This is a genomic window from Streptomyces sp. NPDC050147 (assembly GCF_040660195.1).
In the GTDB taxonomy this organism is placed as follows: domain Bacteria; phylum Actinomycetota; class Actinomycetes; order Streptomycetales; family Streptomycetaceae; genus Streptomyces.
The window spans coordinates 1-22,343 of sequence record NZ_JBFALJ010000007.1; the positions used below are offsets into that span (position 1 = coordinate 1).

16 protein-coding genes and 1 pseudogene are annotated in these 22,343 nt (G+C 70.5%); 9 read left to right on the top strand and 8 right to left on the bottom strand.

What is annotated here, in order from left to right:
- Positions 1-175 precede the first annotated feature (175 nt).
- Positions 176-1,510 carry a M64 family metallopeptidase gene (locus tag AB0I94_RS13130; RefSeq protein ID WP_363309604.1) on the bottom strand — a complete coding sequence of 445 codons (1,335 nt, stop codon included), beginning with the start codon at positions 1,508-1,510 and terminating at the stop codon, positions 176-178.
- A gap of 232 nt (positions 1,511-1,742) precedes the next feature.
- Between AB0I94_RS13130 and AB0I94_RS13135 the strand changes: the two genes are divergently transcribed.
- From AB0I94_RS13135 to AB0I94_RS13145, 3 genes are all read left to right on the top strand, one after another.
- Positions 1,743-3,134: a helix-turn-helix transcriptional regulator gene (locus tag AB0I94_RS13135; protein ID WP_363309605.1), complete on the top strand. Its 1,392-nt coding sequence runs from the start codon at positions 1,743-1,745 to the stop codon at positions 3,132-3,134.
- Positions 3,135-3,332: 198 nt separating this feature from the next.
- Complete coding sequence (locus tag AB0I94_RS13140; protein WP_363309606.1) at positions 3,333-3,833, top strand: hypothetical protein; 501 nt, start codon at positions 3,333-3,335, stop codon at positions 3,831-3,833.
- A gap of 152 nt (positions 3,834-3,985) precedes the next feature.
- The gene (locus AB0I94_RS13145) at positions 3,986-4,372 is read left to right on the top strand and encodes a PPOX class F420-dependent oxidoreductase (RefSeq protein ID WP_363309607.1); all 387 of its coding nucleotides are present in this window, start codon (positions 3,986-3,988) and stop codon (positions 4,370-4,372) included.
- A gap of 43 nt (positions 4,373-4,415) precedes the next feature.
- Here AB0I94_RS13145 and AB0I94_RS13150 read toward each other — a convergent pair whose 3' ends face one another.
- Complete coding sequence (locus AB0I94_RS13150; protein WP_363309608.1) at positions 4,416-5,444, bottom strand: tetratricopeptide repeat protein; 1,029 nt, start codon at positions 5,442-5,444, stop codon at positions 4,416-4,418.
- Between the two features lie 178 nt (positions 5,445-5,622).
- Positions 5,623-6,771 (bottom strand): hypothetical protein, encoded by a 1,149-nt coding sequence (locus tag AB0I94_RS13155; RefSeq protein WP_363309609.1) that lies wholly within the window; start codon positions 6,769-6,771, stop codon positions 5,623-5,625.
- 367 nt (positions 6,772-7,138) lie between these two features.
- Between AB0I94_RS13155 and AB0I94_RS13160 the strand changes: the two genes are divergently transcribed.
- Positions 7,139-9,367: an MMPL family transporter gene (locus AB0I94_RS13160; protein ID WP_363309610.1), complete on the top strand. Its 2,229-nt coding sequence runs from the start codon at positions 7,139-7,141 to the stop codon at positions 9,365-9,367.
- Positions 9,368-9,543: 176 nt separating this feature from the next.
- Here the strand turns inward: AB0I94_RS13160 and AB0I94_RS13165 are convergent, their stop codons facing one another.
- Positions 9,544-10,689 (bottom strand): S1 family peptidase, encoded by a 1,146-nt coding sequence (locus tag AB0I94_RS13165; protein WP_363309611.1) that lies wholly within the window; start codon positions 10,687-10,689, stop codon positions 9,544-9,546.
- A gap of 239 nt (positions 10,690-10,928) precedes the next feature.
- On the opposite strand from AB0I94_RS13165, the gene AB0I94_RS13170 reads away from it, so the two are divergent.
- On the top strand, positions 10,929-13,193 hold the full coding sequence (locus tag AB0I94_RS13170) for an excinuclease ABC subunit UvrA (protein ID WP_363309612.1): 2,265 nt from the start codon (positions 10,929-10,931) through the stop codon (positions 13,191-13,193).
- A gap of 60 nt (positions 13,194-13,253) precedes the next feature.
- Positions 13,254-15,215, top strand: coding sequence for a M13-type metalloendopeptidase (locus AB0I94_RS13175; protein WP_363309613.1), 1,962 nt, complete (start codon positions 13,254-13,256; stop codon positions 15,213-15,215).
- Positions 15,216-15,296: 81 nt separating this feature from the next.
- On the opposite strand, the pseudogene AB0I94_RS13180 reads toward AB0I94_RS13175, so the two are convergent.
- Positions 15,297-15,542: pseudogene (locus AB0I94_RS13180) on the bottom strand (DinB family protein); the annotation flags it as partial.
- A 77-nt stretch (positions 15,543-15,619) separates the two neighbouring features.
- Positions 15,620-16,840: a helix-turn-helix domain-containing protein gene (locus AB0I94_RS13185; protein ID WP_363309614.1), complete on the bottom strand. Its 1,221-nt coding sequence runs from the start codon at positions 16,838-16,840 to the stop codon at positions 15,620-15,622.
- 140 nt (positions 16,841-16,980) lie between these two features.
- Between AB0I94_RS13185 and AB0I94_RS13190 the strand changes: the two genes are divergently transcribed.
- Entirely contained in the window at positions 16,981-18,156 is a 1,176-nt protein-coding gene (locus AB0I94_RS13190) for a lactate 2-monooxygenase (RefSeq protein WP_363309615.1), read from the top strand.
- Positions 18,153-19,130 carry an NAD(P)-dependent oxidoreductase gene (locus tag AB0I94_RS13195; protein ID WP_363309616.1) on the top strand — a complete coding sequence of 326 codons (978 nt, stop codon included), beginning with the start codon at positions 18,153-18,155 and terminating at the stop codon, positions 19,128-19,130. The genes AB0I94_RS13190 and AB0I94_RS13195 overlap by 4 nt, the downstream gene beginning before the upstream one ends.
- 72 nt (positions 19,131-19,202) lie before the next feature.
- Here AB0I94_RS13195 and AB0I94_RS13200 read toward each other — a convergent pair whose 3' ends face one another.
- Entirely contained in the window at positions 19,203-20,024 is an 822-nt protein-coding gene (locus tag AB0I94_RS13200) for an endonuclease (protein ID WP_363309617.1), read from the bottom strand.
- Between the two features lie 184 nt (positions 20,025-20,208).
- Positions 20,209-20,799, bottom strand: coding sequence for a TetR/AcrR family transcriptional regulator (locus AB0I94_RS13205; protein WP_363309618.1), 591 nt, complete (start codon positions 20,797-20,799; stop codon positions 20,209-20,211).
- 105 nt (positions 20,800-20,904) lie between these two features.
- Between AB0I94_RS13205 and AB0I94_RS13210 the strand changes: the two genes are divergently transcribed.
- Positions 20,905-22,341, top strand: a complete 1,437-nt coding sequence (locus tag AB0I94_RS13210) for an aldehyde dehydrogenase family protein (RefSeq protein ID WP_363309619.1) — start codon at positions 20,905-20,907, stop codon at positions 22,339-22,341.
- The last annotated feature ends 2 nt before the right edge of the window (positions 22,342-22,343 follow it).

Genomic DNA, 22,343 nt, shown 5'->3' on the forward strand with positions numbered 1-22,343 from the left:
ATCCAACTCACGTTCACCGCCATGAGATCGACCGACAGGTCCTTGACCCCGGCCTCCTCCAGAAGCTTCTTCGCCTTCTTCGGGTCGTACGCGTATATCCCTGCTCAAGGCGGTCGGCCACTTCGCTCGGCCAGCGGGTGAGCTGTCAGCGGGCGACCTGCCAGCAGGTGAGCTGTCAGCGGATGACCTGCCAGCTGAGCGAGCCGCTCATCAGCTTGCGCAACTCCGGTGCGCGGACCGCCTTGTTGGGGTCGGTGGCGCGTGCCGTGACGGTGTGCGCGCGGCCGTCGGCCGGTACGCCGAGCGCCCTGGGGGTCACGTCGGCCGCGTCCCGGGCATGGCGGACCTCGCGGCCGTCGACGTACCAGCGCAGCCGGGCGTGGGAAGACACCTCGACCCTGATCCGCTGGGAGCGGCGCACCTTCCGGTCGGTGGGGGTGGTGGAGGTGAGGACGGGTGCGTGCTGGTGGAAGCCCGCGATCATGGCCTCACGTCCGGGCAGATTGAACTCCCGGCCGAGGGTGCGCATGATCGAGTCCTCGGTCGGGCGATTGAGGCCGCGCCCGTGGTAGCCGCCGCCCTCGTACGCGCCGACAGTGCCGCCGTCGGGTGATTCCTGGCCGAGCCAGCGGTGCCACTTCACCTTCTGCGCGGCCATCTCGTCGGCGCTGAGCTTGGTGAGGTTGGACTCGCCCGGCTCGGGGCCGGTGTAGGCGCTCTCGTCGTACCAGTACTCGTCGGCGAGCTTGCCGAAGGAGTGGCCGGTCTCGTGGACGGCGACCTGGTCCGAGTCCGGGTGGTCGGAGGAGGCGGTGCCTATGCCGTCGTATCCGGACGGCGAGGTGATGGCGTTGTAGCCCGCGCCGCCGTACTTGGTGGAGTTGCTGAGCACGATGACGAGATCGGGGTCGGCGGCCTTGCTCGCGTACGCCTCGACCTTGTTGGTGTCGACGCACAGCAGCCGCTCTATGCCGTCGCAGAAGAACGCTGAGTCCAGGGCGGTGTTTTTGCGGACGTCGCTCGTCGGGTCGCCGGAGACGCCGGAGTCCCGCGAGTGCGCGTCGACGGCCCAGACGTTGAACAGGTCCTCGTACTGGGCGTACGGCTCGACGGCGGCCATCTCCTTCCACTTGGCGCGCACGTCGGTGTGGAAGTCCTCCTGCTGGGCCGCGGTGTAGCCGTCGCCGATGAACACGACGTCGACCTTGGTGTCGCTCGCTCCGGCCTCCACGATCGGCAGGACGTCGCCGTCGTCCTGGACCGTGGCCCGCTCCTTCCTGGTGAGCGGGGTGGAGGCCGGGACGTCGGTGTGCCGGGGGTGGCCGTCGGGGCGGGTGAAGTACTCGACCTCGACGCGGTCGGCATCGTGCGCGGCCGGCGCGCTGCCGTCCTGCCCCTGGTCCGCGGCGGCAGGAGCGGTGGTGGCGAGCGCCGCGGCCAGGGCGACACCGGTGGCCACGGCGAGCCGCTTGCGGGACATGCGGGATATGCGGGAAGCGTGTCTACGCATGGAGGGTCTCCCGAGGAGTCGGCGCGGACCCGGACGCGGGGGTCGGCAAGTCCGCGATGTAAGTGGGGGGTTAAGGGAGCTTAAGGCGCGGTTCAATGTAGGGGCTGCGGGGAAGGCAGGCAATGCCTGAGGCGCAAGGTGCGCGACAGGAATGCGGAGTTCGCGCCATAGCGGGCCAAGTCGGCGCCTGTCAGGCGTAAATGGGGCGTGGCCCCTTGGCGGAGAGGGAGAGATGGCGGAGAGCGGATCCGGCGGCGTACGGCTCGACGAGCCGACGGTGATCGGGCGTCGCGTCCTGCGGCTGCGTACGGAACTCGGTCTGACCCAGCGGCAGTTGGCGGAGCCGGCGTACACGCCCGCCTACGTCTCCACGCTGGAGTCGGGCAAGGTACGGCCCTCGGAGGCCGCCCTGCGGCACTTGGCTCAGCGGCTCGGCGTCACCCCCGAGGAGCTGGCGACGGGGCGTCCGCCCCGCCTCGCAGCCGAGCTGCGTCTGCGCCTCACCGACGCACGGCGCGCCCTGGCCACCGGGGACCCCGAGGTCGCCGCCACCCTCTTCCGTGGGCTGGGCGAGGAAGCGGTCGAACACGCCCTGCCGGGTGAGCAGGCCGCCGCGCTTCTCGGACTCGGCGACTGCCTCCTCGAATCCGGCGACCTCGACCACGCGCACGAATGCTTCGTGTCGGCGGAGCGGTTGCTCGCCGACGAGCCGCTGCCGCGCCGCGTCCCCGCCATCCGAGGCCGCGCCAACGCCCACCGCCTCACGGGTGAACTCCGGTACGCCTGCCATCTGTTGGAGACGGCTCTCGATCAGCTCAACGCCTCGGGACTGCACGACCCCGACGCGCTGCTCCTCCTCTATTCGGCGTCCATCGCCCCGTACATGGACATGGGCGCACATGAGCGCGCCGCGCACGCCGCCGAACTGGCCCTCGCGCTCGCGCCGCGCGTGGACGATCCCGCGCTGCTCGCCGGGATGCACCGCGGGGTGGCCCGTACGCTCATCGCCCAGGGCCGGATCGCCGAAGCCGACGCGTCGCTGGCCAAAGCCCAGGACCTCTACCAGCAGCTGCACATCCGCACCGAACTCGCCCACTGCCACTGGATGCGCGGCTATGTACACGCCCAGGACGGCGACCTGGAACGCGCCGAGAACGAACTGCGCACCGCACACGACATGCTGACCGCCAAGCGGGCCGCGCTCTACGCCCACCAGGTCGAGGTGGAACTCGCGGACGTGCTGCGCCGACGCGGCAGGATCGGAGCGGCCGAGGCCCTCCTCAGGCCGCTGCTGGCCGCCGGCCCGGAGCCCACGGAGATCCCGGCACTGCGGGCAGGACGCGGTGCGGTGCACAGGGGCGCCGCACACCGGCTGCTCGGCCTCATCGCGGAGGAGTGCGGTGACACGGAGGGCGCCGAGGAGCACTACCGCGCCGCCCTGCCACTGCTCGAACGCGCGGGCGCGGCGGGGGACGTGGCCGGTCTGTGCTGCCTCCTCGGCGACCTGCTCCGGCGCACGGGACGCACGGAAGCGGCCCTGGACGCCTACCGCACCGGCCTCGCCCACCGGACCACGCCGGGCACGACGACGCTGGGCCCCGCGCCCGCGCCACCGCCGATGTGAGGGGCCGTGGGCAGATCGCCGAGCGAATGTCCGGCTTTCGTCACGGTGCTGTACGCGCGGACAACCTGACGTTCACTCATGTCCGTATGCCTGCTAAAAATACGGGCGGCACAGGGACGCAGACCGTCTTGTGCGCATCCATCGCATCATTCTGACAGTCGGGCCCGAGAGGGCCGCAGGGGGAAAGGCACCAGCCTGATGAACCACGCACGCACGACCGCCGCAGTCCTGGCCACGGCAGGGGCACTCACGGCCGCTCAGCTCGGCCTGGCCGGGTCCGCCTCCGCGGCGGACGCACCGAAGGCACCGAAGGCGTCGGCCGCCGCGGAGCAGAGCGCCGGCTGCCCGATCGACATCGTCTACACGTCCCGGTTCTACATCGGCCCGGGCGGATGGGTGAAGGGCGACGGCCTGTACTTCGGCCTCAAGAACAAGAGCACCAAGACGTTCAAGAAGGTCACCTTCACGGTCAGCAACGTCAAGAACGTCCGCTTCGGCACGGCGAAGGCGAAGGGCGGCAAGGTCACGCACAAGACCTCGAAGACCATCTCCGTCTACGACAAGAGCCTGAAGGGGAAGGCCAGCCTCGGGGTCAGGGTCAAGACGCGCCTGCTGAACACCAGGTCGTACAAGGTGAAGTTCAAGGTGCACGGCAACGGCTGGAACTGCGCCGTCAACCAGGGCACGTGGGGCGCCTGACCGTCGGACAGCCAACGCCTGCGGGGCTCGGATCCGTCCGGGCCCCGCAGGCGTGCCCGCGCATCACCCGCGCCGAGCGAACGTGATCGCGAGTAGCATCCAAACCTTCGGCGGTGTGCGTGCAAAGCGACAAGAGGGTCTGGAGCGGTCAAATGGACGACGTAGCGCGGGCACGGCTCGGTGGCGGGAAGTACCTGCTGGTCACCAGTTACCGCAAGAACGGCACCCCGGTGCCCAGCCCCGTCTGGGTCGTCGAGGACGGTGCCGCGCTCGGGGTGTGGACGGCCGCGGACTCCTGGAAGGTCAAGCGGATCCGCAACCGCCCCGACGTTCTGATCGGTCCCTGTGACCTGCGGGGCAACCCCACCGGCAAACAGGTCCCCGCCACCGCCGAGATCTGCGACCCGCAGGTGACCGCGCGCTACCGCACCCTCATCGCGCGCAAGTACGGCCTGATCGGCCGCCTCACCCTGCTCGGCAGCAAGATCCGGCGCGGTACGAGCGGGACGGTCGGCATCCGCATCACACCGGCGGAGTGACACTCGGTACACCCGCGGGCGACGACTCCCCGGAGCCCCCGCGTCACGTCATGCTCGGCTCCGCGGCCATCTCGTCGCGGAAGTCGGCCGCCGCCTCCCGCGCCTGCCGCAGCCCGATGCGCGCGAAGTCGTCCTCCAACTGGTCGAGTTCGGCCAGCGTCTCGCCGCGGTCGTGGCCGAGCCTGGCCCGTGACTTGACCAGACCGAGCCGGGACAGGGCCACACCGCGCGGCTCCCGCATGGCGCCGAACTCTTCCAGGGCGATGGCGTACATCTCGCGTGCCGCGGCGTAACGCCCGTCCCGGTACAGGACGTTGCCCCGCATCTTGTGGTTGTACGCGAGCGCGCTCGCCAGGTCCATGGCCCGGCAGACGACCTCCGCCTCCGCGAGCAGCGCGAGCGCCTTCTCGGTCTCGCCCCGCAGCGAGAGGACGTCGGCGACCCCGCGCAACGACCAGGCGCGCCCCCGCGCGTCCTGCGCTTCGGTCGAGATCCTGACGCACTCCTCGAACAGCTCGAGCGCCTCGGTGTAGTCGCCGGTGTTCCGCCGCATCTGGGCGATGCCGGACATCGCCCAGACCATGTGCCGTGCCTCGCCGTGCTTCCGCCCCTGTTCCAGAAGCTGCTCGTGCAGGGCCGCCACCGCCGCGTAGTCCCCCTGGATGCGTCCCGTCTCGGCCAGTCCCGCGAGTGCGTAGCCGTGTGCGAGCCGCTCGCCGCAGTCGTCGGCCAGCGCAACGCCCCAGGCCAGCAGCCGTCGCGCGAGCCGTAGTTGACCGCACTGGCGGGCCAGCGTGCCGCCGCTCCACAGCGCCCAGGCCATGGCGCCCGCGTCCCCCGCGACGCGTGCGCTGCGGTAGCTCTGCCGCCAGGCGGAGCCCGCGTCGTCCACCTGACCGAGCCGCCGGTTGGCCTCGGCCAGGGCAAGAGCGGCGCGCGCCCTCTCCAGTGCGGTGTCCGCCTGGGAGAGGGCGCGGTCCGCCGCCGTCAGCACCTCCTCGTAGGAGGAGTTCACCCCGAGTGCCGCGCCCAGCTCGCCCTGATACTCGGGCGCGAATGCTTTGCCGTGCATAGATCCATGACCTCTCGATCAACTCCGTACGCCGGTCTCCGTACGTTGATCAAGAAGCTACGAGCGAGGCGGGGCGCGGCGAATCCCTCCGCGTATGGGTCATTCCGTACGACTCCAGGGCTACGGGAGAGGCCATGGTCATCATCGGGATGTACGGGGAGGGCGGGGCCCGCGGCCGTCAGCCGGCGTCCTGCGCGGCGTCTGCCGTGTCGTCGAAGACAGGCATGTCGTCGAAGACGGCGACGGCGTCAGTGGCGGCAGCGGCGGTGACAGCGGCAGTGGCCGTGCCGGCGGCAGCCGAGCCCGCTGTCGCGGCCTGGAGCGCCGTGATGCACGCGGCGATCGACTGCTGCAGCTCCTCGAGGCGCAGCAGCATGTCGTCCTCGTAGATGTCGTCGACCTCGGCGTCGTCGAAGGTCAGCTCCTCGAAGACCTTCGTCGCCTTCTGCAGGCTGCTGTAGAACTTCGCGCGGCGCTCCTGAACGCGCAGCTTCGGATCGCTCTGGACGGTCTGGGCGACCAGGTCCTTCACGGTGTCGTACGCCTCGCGGGCCCACTCGCCGGAGTCCTCGCCCTCGTCGAGCTCGTCGATGAGGGACAGATGCCGCTCCGCCTCCTCCTTCAGCTCGGCGGGCGCGTCGATCAGCTGGCCCGCCTCCGTCTTGACCTGACCCTTGTCGACGATCTGGCGTACGTAGTCGACGCGGTCGCCCGCCTTGGCCTCGGCCGCGACCGCCTTCTTGAGGTCGTCCGCCCGCACGATGTCGCGGACGAGCTCGGTGCGCAGCGCCGGGTCCTCGTCGAGCCGGTCCATCAGCGCCCGCCGCGCCGCCTCGGCGGTCCCGGGGTCGGCGAGGATCGCGGCGCGCAGGGCGGTGGGGTTCTCGGCGACCTCCAGGGCCTTGGTGGGGCGGATGCCCTCGGCCTCGGCGGCCTGCGTGATCGCGGTCCCGCGTGTGGAGAGGGCGCTGGAGCGGGAGGCGTAATAGGTCAACCAGACGTCGGAGTCGGGAAGTTCGATGTCCTCGCCGGGCGTGAGCGCCTCGAAGTGGGGTACAAGGCCGTCGTCAGCGGCCTTGTCCCACGCTTTGTAATAGCGCATGACGCGCTCGGCGGAGCAGCCGGCAAGATCGCTGAACTCCTTCGCCGAGACCTTCGGCGTCTCGTCGGCGCCCTGTCCGCCGGGGCGCACACTGCGCGCCACCTTCAGCGCGAAGGCCCAGCCGCCGGTCCGTGCGTAGGCACCGAACTCGCGGGCGTCCCGGGCCACCGGCTTGGACACGTCCGACGACGGGGCTGCTTCGGACGGCTCGATGGCAAGAGTCACGAAGGTTCTCCTGGATGGTGATGACAAGTATCTGAGGGCTGACTCGGCACCTTATCTCTCCTATTGAGGTGGTATGAGGGCGAGTTGTTCTCCGGTGAGCAGGTGTCCCAAGGTACGGAGGCAAATCCTCCGGTGATCGGGCGTGCGGTGTGGGTCCTACACATTCTGATCACTTCTCCTCCCCGAGGATGACCTGGCGTGCACGGCACTACAGCACCCGTGGGCCGATAGTCCGACTCTGAGTCTGACTTCCGGGCCGGAGTGTGCCTGGACTATTGAAGGGAACCTGCTGACCGCCCTGACGTGCGCTGATAGTGCCGCGGGGGGTGTCACTCTGCCTGCCGAAACCGACGGGAGCCCCTTCGCCGTGGCTACGTTCCTCTACAAACTGGGTCGCCTCGCCTTCCGGCGACGCCGCTATGTGGCACTGATGTGGGTGGTGCTGCTGGCCGGCGTCGGCTTCTCCGCGTCGGCCGCGCCCGCACCGCCCGAAGACTCCTTCTCCATGCCGGGGACGGAGTCCCAGAAGGCCTTCGACCTCCTCGACGAGAAGTTCCCGGCGGCCAGCGCCGAGGGCGCCACCGCTCGCGTCGTCATCCGCGCCCCCGAGGGCGAGAAGCTCACCGAGTCCGGCCCCAAGGCCGACGTCCAGGAGCTGGTCAAGACGCTGGGCGCGGGGCCGCAGGTCAGCGAGGTCGCGGACCCCTTCAAGGCCAACGCCGTCAGCAAGGACGGCACCACCGCGTACGCGTCCGTCACGTACAAGGTGGCCGCCCCCGAGCTGACCGACAAGGCGCGAGACGCGCTGACCAAGGCCACCGACGACAGCCGCAAGACGGGCTTCACCGTCGAGACCGGCGGCGACGCCGTCATGGCCGAGCAGGAGATGGGCGGCACCGCCGAACTCATCGGCATCGCGGTCTCCGCGGTCGTCCTGATCATCACCTTCGGCTCCATGGTCGCCGCGGGCATGCCGCTCCTCACCGCCATCATCGGCGTGGGCATCGGCGTCTCGGGCATCGCGGCCCTCGGCAGCCTCCTCGACCTCTCCGGCACGACCTCGACCCTCGCGATGATGATCGGCCTCGCCGTCGGCATCGACTACGCGCTCTTCATCGTCTCCCGCTACCGAGCGGAGATCGCCGACGGCCGCGAACCGGAGGAAGCGGCGGGCCGCGCCACCGGCACCGCGGGTTCCGCCGTGGTGTTCGCCGGACTCACCGTCATCGTCGCGCTCTCCGGCCTCGCGATCGTCAACATCCCGATCCTCACCAAGATGGGCCTGGCCGCCGCCGGCACGGTCGCGATAGCCGTCCTCATCGCGCTCACCATGATCCCCGCGCTGCTCGGCTTCGCGGGCAAGAAGGTGCTGCGCCGCAAGGACCGCAAGAAGCCCGTGAGCGAACTGCGGGACCCGAACGCCAAGCCGAAGCTGGGCACGCGCTGGGCACGCTTCGTGCTGCGCCGTCCGGTCCCCGTCCTGATGCTCGCCGTGGTGGGCCTCGGCGTGGTCGCCGTACCGGCCACCAGCCTGGAGCTCGGTCTGCCCGACGAAGGCACGTCGGCGCCGGACACCACGCAGCGCAAGGCGTACGACATGCTGTCCGATTCCTTCGGGGCCGGCTTCAACGGCCCGCTGATGGTCACGGTCGACACGGACAAGGACAAGGGTGCCGCCGCCGCGGCCGGCACCGTCGGGAAGGAGATCGCCAAGATCGACGGCGTCGCCGCCGTCACACCGGCGAACGGCAACAAGTCCGACGACACCGCGATCTTCAACGTCATACCGACGACCGGTCCGAGCGACCACAAGACCGAGGGTGTCGTCAAGGAGATCCGCTCGACGGTCGACGGTCTCGGGGACAAGACCGGCTCCGAGGTCCTGGTCACCGGCGCGACCGCCATGACCATCGACTTCTCGCAGACCCTGGACGACGCGCTGCTTCCCTACCTGGGACTCGTCGTCGGCCTGGCCTTCCTGCTCCTGATGCTGGTCTTCCGCTCGATTCTCGTCCCGCTCAAGGCGGCGCTCGGCTTCCTCCTGTCGGTGGCAGCCGCGCTCGGCGCCGTCGTCGCGGTCTTCCAGTGGGGCTGGTTCGCCGACATCGTCGGCGTGGACCAGCCGGGCCCGATCATGAGCATGATGCCGATCTTCATGATCGGCGTGGTCTTCGGCCTGGCCATGGACTACGAGGTGTTCCTCGTGACCCGCATGCGTGAGGCGTACGTCCACGGGGCGCGGGCCGGTGAGGCGGTCGTCACCGGCTTCACGCACGGCGGGCGGGTCGTCGCCGCCGCGGCGGTCATCATGATGAGCGTCTTCTCCGGCTTCATCATGGAGAACGACGACATGATCAAGATGATGGGCTTCGGCCTGGCCATCGCCGTCCTCTTCGACGCCTTCGTCGTCCGCATGGCGATCGTCCCGGCCGTGCTCGCCCTCCTGGGCGACAAGGCGTGGTGGCTGCCGAAGTGGCTCAACCGCCTGCTGCCCAACGTCGACGTGGAGGGCGAGAAGCTGCACAAGCAGCTCGGCGACTTCCCCACGGCACGCGAGGACGACCAGGACCGAGAGCTGGAGTCCGTACGCGGCTGAGCATGTGACGCTGCGTCAGGCGCTGCGTCAAGAGTGCCGCTGTCAGCCCGGTGACCGATCACGGTCACCGGGCTGACGCCTGTCCGGGGAGGACGATCGTCCTCGCGCCCGGACGCGCCCCCGAGGTGCAGCGCACGCGCCGGGCCCTCCCGCGGGCCCGGCGCGGAACGCCGCCGTCAGGCGGTGTGCAGGGTGAGGCCGTACCGCCCGAGGATCTCGTTGACCGGCTGGTGCCAGGTCTCGCCGCCGCCGCGGCAGTTGCCCCAGCCGCCCGAGGTGACGCCCTGGGCCTGGTCGCCGCTGATGAACGAGCCGCCGGAGTCGCCCGGTTCGGCGCAGACGCTCGTCTTGGTCATCTGGTGGACGGCGCCCTGGCTGTAGTTCACGGTCTCGTTCTTGGCGAGGACGGTGCCGCAGTGCCAGTGCGTGGTGGAGCCGGAGCGGCAGACCGAGGCTCCTACGGGTGCCTCCGCCGAGCCGCGGACGAGCTGGTCGGGGACGGTGCCCCAGCCGAGCACCACCGGCACGGTCCACCAGCCGTTGCCCACGCTGACGTACGCGTAGTCGTTGCCGGGGAACGAGGAGCCCTGGAAGCTGCCGATGTTCGAGCCGTCCCAGCCGCGCACCCCGGCTCCCGCCTGCCCGCAGTGGCCCGCGGTGACGAACCCTCCGTGCACCGAGAAGCCGATGGAACAGCGGACGTTGCCCGTGTAATAGGGGTCGCCGCCCACGGTGCCCGCGGCGAAGGTGCGCGGCGCCTTGCCGACCGTCTCGACCTGGACGGGGCCCGCCTGCCGGGCGCGGTCGAGGAACCGTTGGACATCGTTGTCTCTCCGCTGAGCCGCGACGACGTTCACCACGACCGTGTTGCCGCGCGGCGCCACGTGCCAGCTGCTGACGCCCTTGGGGGCGTCCAGCGCGTCGATGCGCTCCTTGGCGGCGTCCAGTTCCTTCGCGCTGTGGCGGACCACGCGGACGGCGGCGCCGGTCTCGCGCAGGGCGTCGGCCTTGTCCGCGCGGGTGGTGGCGACGGTCAGCTTCCCGGTGCCCGCGTCGTACCAGGAGCCCGCGTATGTCGATCCGGCCGTCCGTCGCGCCGCGCGGTCGACGCGCATCGCGGTCTTCTCGGCGGCGAGGCGTTCGCGCGCCTGGCTCGCGGTGAGCCCGAGGTCTTCCTGGAGGGCGGTGAGCATGCCCGCGGATGCCGGGGGAGCGGTGGGGGCGGGGGCGGCGCCGGCGGTGGAGGTGAGGGAGGCGCTTGCCCAGGTGCCGACCAGGAGCAAGCAGGAGAAGGCGATGCGGACTCCGGTTCTGCGTCTCACGGCAGTGCCCTTTCTGTCGTTCCGTCGAGGTGGGGAGGAACAGGGTGATGAGAGCGCTCTCACGTGGATCCAGGCGGAGCATAGGAGCGGCTCGGCAGTCATGTCCATACCAAGTGAGAGCTCTGAGGCGGCGATGGGAGCCGGAAATCGACGTCGGTCGCATGCCGGGTACGGCGTACGCGCGAGACTGAGTACGGTGTACGCTGTTCCTTCCGCCCGGTTCAGGCCAAGGAGCATCAGTGACGGTCATCCCCGCCGACAGCCACCACGTGATTCAGGTGCGAGGCGCACGCGAGAACAACTTGCGGAACGTTTCGCTCGACATCCCCAAGCGGCGGCTCACCGTCTTCACCGGAGTCTCGGGCTCCGGAAAGTCCTCGCTCGTCTTCGGCACCATCGCCGCCGAGTCGCAGCGGCTGATCAACGAGACGTACACCGCGTTCGTCCAGTCGTTCATGCCGAGCCAGGGCCGCCCCGACGTGGACGGCCTGCGCAACCTCAGCGCGGCGATCGTCGTCGACCAGGAGCGGATGGGCGCCAACTCGCGCTCCACGGTGGGCACCGCCACCGACGCCTACACCATGCTCAGGATCATCTTCAGCCGCCTCGGCGTCCCGCACATCGGGACGTCGGGCGCCTTCAGCTTCAACCTGCCCGAAGGCATGTGCCCCCAGTGCGAGGGCACTGGTGAGGCCTCCACCGTCGACGTGGACCAGCTCGTGGACCGCGAGCTCTCGCTGAACGAGGGCGCGATCACCGTCCCCTACTACGCGGTGGACTCCTGGAGCTGGCAGATCATGGTCAACTCCGGCTTCTACGACCCGGACAAGAAGCTCAAGGACTTCACCGAACAGGAGTGGGCCGACCTCCTGCACAAGACCCCGGTCAAGGTGAAGGTCGGCTCGAACGGCTTCACGTACGAGGGCCTGGTGGCCAAGATGCAGCGGACGTGGCTCGCCAAGGACCGCGACTCCCTCCAGCCCCACATCAAGGCCTTCGTCGAGCGGGCCGTCGTCTTCGCCCGGTGCCCGCTCTGCGACGGCACGAGGCTGACCGCGGACGCGCTCTCGTCGCGGATCGACGGCCTGAACATCGCCGACTGCTCGGCGATGCAGATCAGCGACCTGGCCGCGTTCGTACGCGGCCTCGACGACCCCGCGGTCGCGCCACTGATCACGAGCCTGCGCGAGCTGCTCGAATCGCTGGTCGAGATCGGACTCGGTTACCTCAGCCTGGACCGCACGTCGGGCTCGCTCTCCGGTGGCGAGGCGCAGCGCGTGAAGATGGTCCGTCATCTCGGCTCCAGCATCACGGATGTGACGTACGTCTTCGACGAGCCGACCATCGGTCTGCACCCGCACGACATCCGGCGCATGAACGACCTGCTGATCCGGCTGCGCGACAAAGGCAACACGGTCCTGGTGGTGGAGCACAAGCCCGAGGTCATCGCGATCGCCGACCACGTGGTGGACCTCGGCCCCGGCGCCGGCGCGGCGGGCGGCGAGGTCTGCTTCACCGGCGACGTGGCCGGGCTCCGCGCCTCCGGCACGCTGACCGGGCGGCATCTCGAGCACCGGGCCCAGCTGCGCGAACAGGTGCGCGTGCCCAAGGGGCAGCTGTCCATCAAGGGCGCCGATCTGCACAACCTCAAGGACGTCGAGGTCGACATTCCTCTCGGGGTGCTCGCCGTGGTCACCGGGGTCGCCGGGTCCGGCAAGAGCTCGCTGATCCACGGCTACCTCTCCGGGCAGGAGGGCGTGGTGGTGGCCGACCAGTCGCCGATACGCGGCTCGCGCCGCTCGAACCCGGCCACCTACACCGGACTGCTCGGCCCGATCCGCACCGCGTTCGCCAAGGCCAACGGTGTCAAGGCGGCCCTGTTCAGCGCCAACTCCGAAGGCGCCTGCCCGAAGTGCAACGGCATCGGTCTCATCTACACCGACTTGGCGATGATGGCCGGGGTGGCGTCCGTCTGCGAGAAGTGCGAGGGGGAGCGGTTCACGGCCGAGGTCCTCACCTACCGGCTGCGCGGCAAGAACATCAGCGAGGTCCTCGGCATGTCGATCGCCGAGGCGCACGACTTCTTCCCCACGGGCCAGGCGCACACCATCCTCGGCCGCCTCAGCGATGTCGGGCTCGGCTACCTGCGCCTTGGCCAGCCGCTCAACACCCTCTCCGGCGGCGAGCGCCAGCGCCTCAAGCTCGCCATCCACATGGCCGAGAAGTCATCGACGTATGTCCTGGACGAGCCGACGACCGGGCTGCACCTGGCCGACGTGGACAAGCTGCTCGCGCTGCTCGACCGGCTCGTCGACGACGGCAACTCGGTGGTCGTCATCGAGCACCACCAGGCGGTGATGGCGCACGCGGACTGGATCATCGACCTCGGCCCCGGCGGTGGTCACGACGGCGGCCAGGTGGTGTTCACCGGCACGCCCGCGGCCCTCGTGGCCGAGGGGGAAACCGTGACGGCGCTGCACTTGCGGGAGTACGTGGGAGGCTGAGGCGAGAGCGGGTTCACCGGCCGATCGTGCTCGGGCGCGCTGTCCGCGTAGGGTGCCTGAATGAGCATGCTGGATGACGCCCGCACGGGCATGAACCCTGAGATCCGGCCGCAGGACGACCTGTTCGGCCACGTCAACGGTCACTGGCTGGAGAACGAGCCGATCCCCGAGGATCGCTCCAGCTGGGGCCCCTTTGTGCAGTTGGTCGACACGGCCGAGGAACAAGTGAAGGTGATCATCCAGGAGCTGGCGTCGGCCGCGACGGCCGGCGCTGTCCCGGACGACGCGCGCAAGATCGCCACGCTGTACGCCTCGTTCATGGACGAGGAGACGATCGCCGCCCGCGGGCTCGCCCCGGCACAGCCCCTGATCGACGCGGTCGCGGGGCTGCGGGACACCCGGGAGCTCGCGGCGTTCCTCGGCCGTTTCGAGCGGATCGGCGGCTCCGGTCTCTTCGGTTCGTACATCGACTCCGACGACCGGAACTCCGACCGCTACCTCTTCAACATCGTCCAGGGCGGACTCGGCCTGCCCGACGAGTCGTACTACCGCGAAGAGAAGTTCGCCGAGATCCGCGAGAAGTACCTCGGCTACCTCACCGAGCTGCTCACGCTCGGGCAGCACGCCTCGCCCGCCGAGGCCGCGCGGTCGGTCCTCGCCCTGGAGACCCGGCTGGCCGCGGGCCACTGGGAGCGGGCCGAGACGCGTGACGTACAGAAGACCTACAACCTCACCACCCTGGACGAACTGACCGCTCTGGCGCCGGAGTTCGACTGGCGCGGCTATGTCGCTGGGCTCGGCGGCACGGACGCCACCATCGCCGAGACGTGCGTGCGCCAGCCGTCCTACCTGAGCCACCTGTCCGCAGTCCTGGCCGAGGTGCCGATAGAGCAGTGGCGCGACTGGACGCTGGTCCGGGTGCTGCGCTCCTGCGCGCCGTACCTCACGGACCCGTTCGTCCAGAACAACTTCGAGTTCTACGGACGCACCCTCAACGGCACCCCGGAGCTGCGCGCCCGGTGGAAGCGGGCGGTCGCCTTCGTCGAGGGCTGCATCGGTGAGGCCGTCGGCAAGGAGTACGTGGCGCGGCACTTCCCGCCGAGCTCCAAGGCGATCATGGACGACCTCGTCGCCAACCTCCTGGAGGCCTACCGCCAGTCGATCGCCCGCCTCGACTGGATGACGGACGAGACGAAGGAGCGCGCGTACGAGAAGCTCGCCACGTTCCGTCCCAAGATCGGCTACCCCGACACCTTCCGCGACTACTCGGCCCTGGAGGTGTCCGCGGACGACCTGCTCGGCAACGCGCAGGCGGCGGACGCCTTCGAGTCCGACCGGCAGCTCGCGAAGATCGGCGCGCCGGTCGACCGCGACGAGTGGTTCATGCTGCCGCAGACGGTCAACGCGTACTACAACCCCGGCACCAACGAGATCTGCTTCCCCGCGGGCATACTGCAGAAGCCGTTCTTCTCGCCCGACGCCGACCCCGCGGAGAACTACGGCGGCATCGGCTCGGTCATCGGCCACGAGATCGGCCATGGCTTCGACGACCAGGGCGCGCAGTACGACGGCGCGGGCAACCTCAACGACTGGTGGACCGCGGCCGACAAGACCGCGTTCGAGGCGAAGTCGAAGGCGCTGGTCAAGCAGTACGACGCGTTCTCGCCCCGCAACCTGCCCGGCGAGTTCGTCAACGGCTCGCTGACGGTGGGCGAGAACATCGGCGACCTGGGCGGCCTGACCATCGGGCACACGGCGTACAAGATCGCGCTCAACGGCGACCCGATGCCCACGAGCGACGGCATGACCGGCTCCCAGCGGCTCTTCATGAACTGGGCCTACTGCTGGCGCACCAAGCGCCGCAAGGAGCAGGAGCAGCAGTACCTCACCATCGACCCGCACTCGCCGCCGGAGTTCCGGGCCAACATCGTCCGCAACCTCGACGAGTTCCACGAGGCGTTCGGGACGACCGAAGGCGACGGGCTCTGGCTGGACCAGGCGGATCGCGTCAGGATCTGGTGATGTCCGGGGCGGCCACGGCACCGGGCCCGTGGCCGCCCCGATCTGGCGGCGCCGTCAGGTCGTGGGAGCCCTGGCGTGCGGCGCGGTGGCGTCAAGATCGGCGTCCTCGAGCCGGTCGAGCACCGTCAGCCGGTCCGCACGCAGATCACGCAGCCGGTCGACAGCTGCCTTGCCGCCGCCCGGCCAGGTGATCTCGGTCCGCTCCCGCGGCACTCGTCCCCGCGCGTGGTCGATCGTCACGCTCCACCACCAGTCGATGTGCCGGCCGAGCCAGCCGATGGTGGGCACGGGAACGGGGTCGGGCTCGGTCTCCGTGAAGTCCGCAAGGGCGCGTCGGGAATCGGTCACCGGGCGATCCTGGCACAGGGCCGCCCGCCGCTCGGTCGCGTGAACAACCCTGCGGGTCAGTACACCTGGGCGTTCTGGCCCCCGAGGACGATCGTCCGCGCGATGTCCAGTGTGAGGCGCTGCCACGGGTCCTGGGGGTCGCGGGACGTGATGTCGCGGACGCGGCGCAGGCGGTAGCGCACGGACTGGGGATGGAGGTGGAGTGAGCGGGCCGCGGCGTTGGCGGAGCCGGTGTCGATGTACGCGGTGAGGGCTTCCAGGAGGTGGCGTTGGGCGCCGTCGACGAGAGGGCCGAGGACGATGCGGCCGGTCTGGTCGGGGCTCACCACGGGATGGCCCGCGAGCAGGGCCAGGACGTGCGCGTCGGCGTCGGTGAGGACCCGGTCGGTGTGGTGGGCGTGCGGGGGAGCGGTGTCCAGCGCGCCCGCGGCGAGCCGGTGGGCGACGGCCACGCGCTCCAGGCTCTCGCCCGAGATCACGCAGCCGCGCCAGGCGTGCCGGCGCAGGACGTCCGGTACGGCGTCGACGCAGGCGGCGGGAAGGAGGAGGACGGCGCGCGAACCGTGAGTTGTCGCCAGGGACGTCGTCGCCTGTGACGCACCCCGCGCCTCCTCGCCGGCGAGCGCCGTGAGCAGGGCGGTCGACGTGGTGAGGGACATGTCGGACGGGTTGCCGTCGAGGACTGCGGGGCCCGCCGGTTCCGCCACCAACAGGCAGTAGCGTTCCGGGAGTTGCACGCCCAGGCGGGACGCCCTCGCGTCGAGCGCGCCCAGCGACGCGTGCCGGCCCGCGATCAGGTCGTCGAGCAGCAGTTGGAGCGACCTGTCGCGGTCGCCCGTCAGACGCTCGCTGGTGGCCGCGTACGCCGTCGTCATCTCCTCGGAGATGGTGTCAACGGCCGTGAGCAACAGCCGCGCCAAGGCGAAGGCGTCCTGCGCCGACAGCCGCGGCGCGCGGACGGCGACCTCGGCCGCGACCACCGCCGCAGCGACCCGGTAGGCGCGCAGCACGGCCTGCAAGGGGCGGCCGTCCGCCGCCCGCGCCGCCGCGATCCCGCGGAAGCGCCGCAGATCGGCGTCGCCGATCGCACCGTCGGTCACCCAGTGGTCGAGGAGGCGGTCCGTCGCCCAGGCCGCGATGGCCCGCACCTCGGGGAGCCTGCCGCCGTCCAGCGCCGTGTACGCCGGAACCTGTTCGTGCACCGCGTCGACGACCGCCTCGACGAGGCGGGAGTCGGCCAGGAGTTCCTGCCGGACGCGTTCCCGCTTGTTTGTCACAGGGTGATAGTCCCATCGGAAAAGGGTGCGTACGGCCATGGACGGGGCTTGTCACTGTGGCAAGGATCGTCGGGTAGACAGTGCTGTCTCACGCGGAGCGCTGTCCCTCGCAGTCTCACGGCCACCGACGGGACCCACACATGACGACGACGCCGAACTGGGCGGACTTCCAGTACGAGATCTACCTCAACGGCATGACGGGAGCCGTGCCCCGCCTGCCCACCGACCTGACCCGCCTGGAGGAGCTGACGGAGCAGCGCCTGGGCCCAGGCCCGGTCGGCTACGTCTCCGGGAGCGCGGGCAACGGCAGCACCGCCCGCGCCAACCGCGAGGCCCTTGAGCGGCGCCGGATCGTGCCCCGCATGCTGCGCGACGTACACGAACGCGATCTCTCCGTGGAGGTGCTCGGCCACCGGCTGCCCGCGCCGCTCGCCCTCGCGCCCATCGGCGTCCTGTCGATCATGCATCCGGAGGGCGAGTCCGCCGCCGCCCGCGCGGCCGCGGCCCGCGGCGTCCCGTACATCCTGTCCTCGGCCTCCAGCACCCCCATGGAGCAGGTCGCCGAGGCGATGGGGGACGCGCAGCGGTGGTTCCAGCTGTACTGGGCCAAGGACCGCGACGTCACCAAGAGCTTCCTCGACCGGGCGAAGGCCTCGGGCTTCACGGCTCTTGTCGTCACGCTCGACACCCCGCTGCTCGCCTGGCGGCCACGCGACCTCGACCAGGCGTATCTGCCCTTCCTGCACGGCGTGGGCACCGCCAACTACTTCAGCGACCCGGCGTTCCAGGCGGGCCTCGCCAAGCCCGTGCACGAGGATCCGAACGCGGCCGTGATGCACTTCGTCGGCATGTTCGCCGACCCCGCGAAGACCTGGCCGGACCTGGCGTTCCTGCGTGAGAACTGGGACGGCCCGATCGTCCTCAAGGGCATCCTGCACCCGGACGACGCGCGCCGCGCCGCCGACGTCGGCATGGACGGGGTCGTGGTGTCCAACCACGGAGGCCGCCAGGTCGCGGGCTCCGTCGCGGCAGCCGACGCGCTGCCCCGCGTCGTGGAGGCGGCCGGCGACCGGCTCTCCGTCCTGTTCGACAGCGGGATCCGCACGGGTGACGACATCTTCAAGGCGCTTGCCCTCGGCGCCGAGGCCGTGCTCGTGGGACGGCCGTACGCCTACGGGCTCGGCCTCGACGGCCAGGCGGGCGTGGACCACGTGATCCGCTGTCTGCTTGCCGAGCTCGACCTCACCCTGGCCCTCGCCGGGCACGCCGGGCCCGCCACCCTCACCCCCGACGACCTGATCGAGGAGACCGCATGACCGTCGTGAAGAACGTCCTCGCCATCGTCTCGCCCCACGTGGGCGGCCGCGCGGCGGGAGGCGCCCTCGCCGGGCTGCTCCCCGCGTCGGCGCGTGTCACCGTCGTCGAGTCGGCCGACGAGGACCCCGCGGCCCTGCGCGAGGCGCACGTCATCGTCACCGGCCTCGCGCCCGTCACCGCCGCGCACATCGCGGCGGCCCCGGCCCTGGAAGTCGTCCAGTGCGCCAGCCACGGCTTCGACTACGTCGACCTGGAGGCAGCGCGCTCGCGGGGAGTCCTGGTCTGCTCGATCGGCTCCAGCGGCGCCGAGAAGCAGAACGTGGCCGAGCAGACCTTCGCCCTCATGCTCGCCCTCGCCAAGCAGTTGATCCCGGCGCACACCGCGCTCACCGAGGCCGACTGGGCGCTTCCCCGCCTCCAGCAGTCGATCACGGAGCTCTCCGGCAAGACGCTCGGCATCGTCGGGCTCGGCCACATCGGCGAGGAAGTCGCCCGCCGCGCGGTCGTGTTCGACATGAGCATCGTCTACGCCGGTCCGCGCGCCCTGAGCGCCGAGGCGGAGGCCCGCCTCGGCGGCGCGCGCCACGTCGAACTCGACGAGCTCCTGCGAACGTCCGACTACGTCAGCCTGCACGCCCCGCTCACCGAGCGGACGCGCCATCTCCTGGACGCCGAGCGCCTCGCCCTCCTGAAGCCGACGGCCTTCATCGTCAACACGGCCCGGGGCGCGCTCATCGACCAGGACGCCCTCGCCGACGCGCTCACGGCCGGCAAGCTGGCCGGGGCGGGCATCGACGTCTTCGACCCCGAACCGCCCACCGCGGCCCTGCGCCTGCTGAAGGCGCCGAACGTGGTGCTCTCGCCGCATGTGGCGGGCGTGACCCGCGAGACGCTCGTCCGTATCGGCCTCGCCGCGATCCAGAACGTCGCAGGCCATCTGGAGGGCAAGCCGCTGGGTGACGTGGTGTCCTGACGCCGACTCAGCCACTGGTGGTGGGAGCGCCCCCCCCGGGGGGCCGCTGCCACCACCGGCGGCGACCGTGATCTACCAGATCGCTCCGACCCACTCGGGGTGATCGACGAACGGGTTGCGGTTGTGCTGGAACTGGTCGTAGATGGCCTGGTTGCGGTTCTTCTCGAACGCGTCCGGCGGGTCCTCGTCGCTCCACTGCTTCAGTACGGACAGGCGCCCGATGGCGGGGGCGCTGCCGTTGTCGACCTTGTCGTTGGGCTCCAGGTCGGCGAAACCGTCATCGCCGTCGTAGCGCACGGCCATGTAGAGGATCATGCGGGCCACGTCGCCCTTCACGGCGTCACGGGGCTCGAAGGAGTCGGCGTCGGTGTAGTTGCCGGGCGCCTCGCCGACCTCGCTGCCGCCGTTGTCGAAGTCCTTGTTGCCGCGGGTGCTGTTGACCGAGACGTCCGTCGGGCGCAGGTGGTGGATGTCGGTGCCCGGGCCGGTCGCCGTGCCGAAGTCACCGTGGGACTTGGCCCAGGTGTGCTCACGGTTCCACTGGTCCGGCTCGCCGCCGTTGCTGTCCTTGCTCTGCGAGCGGCCGGTGTACAGCAGGATCACGTTGCCGCTGTCGGCCGGGTCCTCGTCGGTGACCTTCAGGGCGTCCCAGACCTGGTCGTACGACAGCTTGGTCTGTTCGCTGATGATGGTGTGCAGGGCGCTCTTCAGCTCCGGCCCGGTCTTGCCGAGCGCGTCCTTGTAGTACGTGTCGTCATAGGCGCCGGCGGATGCCGCGGTCGGCGTGGGGGCCGTGGTCGTGGCGTCGGCGGCGGCCGGGACAGTGATCCCGACGAGGACCGCGGCCGCCGTGATGGCGAGCGGTTTCCAGTGACGTATGTGAGGGACGGGCATGTGGGGGGTGTCCTCTCCCGGGGCCTCGCGCACACCAAGAATCCCCAACGGGTCCGGCGGTCTACGCGAGTTGACTAGTGTGCCAACGGGAGAGTGGCACGATTGAGCGCATCACGGTATGAACGTTGCGGGTCGACTGTGTGACGATGTCGTGGACACGGCATTCGCGTCGCGCCGGTACATCTCAGGACGGGCGTACGCCGTCGAGCACGGTGGAGACGGTACGGCGGGCGAAGTCGTCGTCCAGCGGCAGGCGGCGGAAGACCGCGCGCAGCCAGACCGCCCCGGCGAGCAGGTCCATCAGGGTCATCGTGTCGGTGTCCGGCGGCAGTTCACCGCGCGCGACGGCGCGGTCGATCACCACCTGCTCGCGTGCGAGGCGGTCGGCGAAGAAGCCCTGGATGTAGGTGGCTAGCCCGGGGTCGCCCACCGCCGCTCCCAGCACGGATTGGGCGACGGCGCCCGACGGTTGCGTGGTCAGCAGGCGCACGAGGCCGTCGACGAGGTGCTCCAGGTCGCCCCGGAGGTGCCCGGTGTCGGGCATCGGCAGGTCCAGGAGCGGCGCGTCGATGAGGGCTGCCCCCAGCAGCGCGGACTTGGAGGGCCACCAGCGGTAGATCGTCGTCTTGTTGACGCCCGATTTTTCCGCGATGCCCTCGATCGTCATGGACTCGAAGCCGTCGCGGGCGAGGGCTTCCAAGGTGGCGTCGAAGATCTGGCGCCTGCGCCGCGGGCCCTCGCCCCGGGCGGGTTCCGCGCGGTGGTGCGTCGTCATGCCCCGGAGTCTAACGCAACGCAACGGTGCGTTGCATATGTGCGGTGGGGGTACTACGGTCGGCGGAAGCGCAACGCACCGTTGCGTTTACGGGGAGGAGACACCATGGAGCAGCCACTACTCACCGATGTGGAGCAGGAGTTGGGTGTGGACAGAGCGGACGGCCCGGCTGCCGACGCCGCCGGGACAGTGACCCGGCTGCGCGCGACGTTCACCGCGGGCCGGACGCGCCCCACGGCCTGGCGCCGACGGCAACTGCGCGCTCTGCGTGCCCTGCTGACCGAACAGGCGCCCGCACTGACCGACGCGCTCGCCACTGACCTGGGCAAGAGCCCGGTGGAGACGCACACATCGGAACTGGGCTTCGTGGTCAACGAGATCGACCACACCCTGCGCCACCTGGAGCGCTGGCTGCGCCCGCGACGCGTCCCGACCCCCATGGCGCTGCTCCCGGCCCGCGCCCGGACGGTGCGCGAACCGCTCGGCGTGGTCCTCGTCATCAGCCCGTGGAACTATCCGGTGATGCTCGGGCTCGCACCGCTGGTGGGCGCACTCGCCGCGGGGAACTGCGCCGTACTCAAGCCGAGCGAACTGGCTCCGGCGACGTCCGCCGCGCTTGCCCGCCTGCTGCCCCGCTACCTGGACCCGGACGCCGTCGCGGTCGTCGAAGGCGCCGCTGCGCGGACCACGGCCCTCCTGGAGCAGCGCTTCGACCACATCCTCTACACCGGCAACGGCACCGTGGGCCGCATCGTCATGGCCGCCGCCGCCCGGCATCTCACCCCCGTCACCCTCGAACTGGGCGGCAAATGCCCGGTGCTGGTCGAGCCGGGCACCGATCTGGCCGCCGCCGCGCGCCGCATCGCCTGGGGCAAGTTCCTCAACGCGGGGCAGAGTTGCACCGCCCCCGACCACGTCCTGGCGATCGGCGGCACGGCAGGACCGCTGGCCGACCACCTCGCCGACGCGATCACGTCCATGTACGGCACCGACCCCGCCCGTAGCCCCGACTACGGCCGCGTCATCAACGACCGCCACTTCGACCGGCTCACCGCCCTGCTCGGTGACGGTCGCGTGGTGACCGGCGGCGCACACGACCGGGCCACCCGCTACCTCGCGCCCACCGTGCTCGCCGACGTCGACCCGGCCGCCCCCGTGATGTCCGAGGAGATCTTCGGCCCCATCCTGCCGGTCCTGTCCCTGCCCGACCTGGACGCCGCCATCGCGTTCGTCAACGCCCGAGCCAAGCCGCTCGCCCTCTACGCCTTCACTCCCCACCGGGAGACCCGGCGGCGACTGCTCGGGGAAACATCGTCCGGCGCGGTCGGCTTCGGTCTCCCCAACGCCCATCTCACCGTGCCGGGGCTGCCCTTCGGCGGTGTGGGGGAGAGCGGCTTCGGCAGCTATCACGGCCAGTACTCGATCGAGACCTTCAGCCACACCAAGGCCGTCCTCGACAAGCCGTTGTCTCCCGACACCCTCCGGGCGGCCTACCCGCCCTTCACCGCCGCCAAGGAGCGGCTGATCCGCCGCTTCATGTGAAC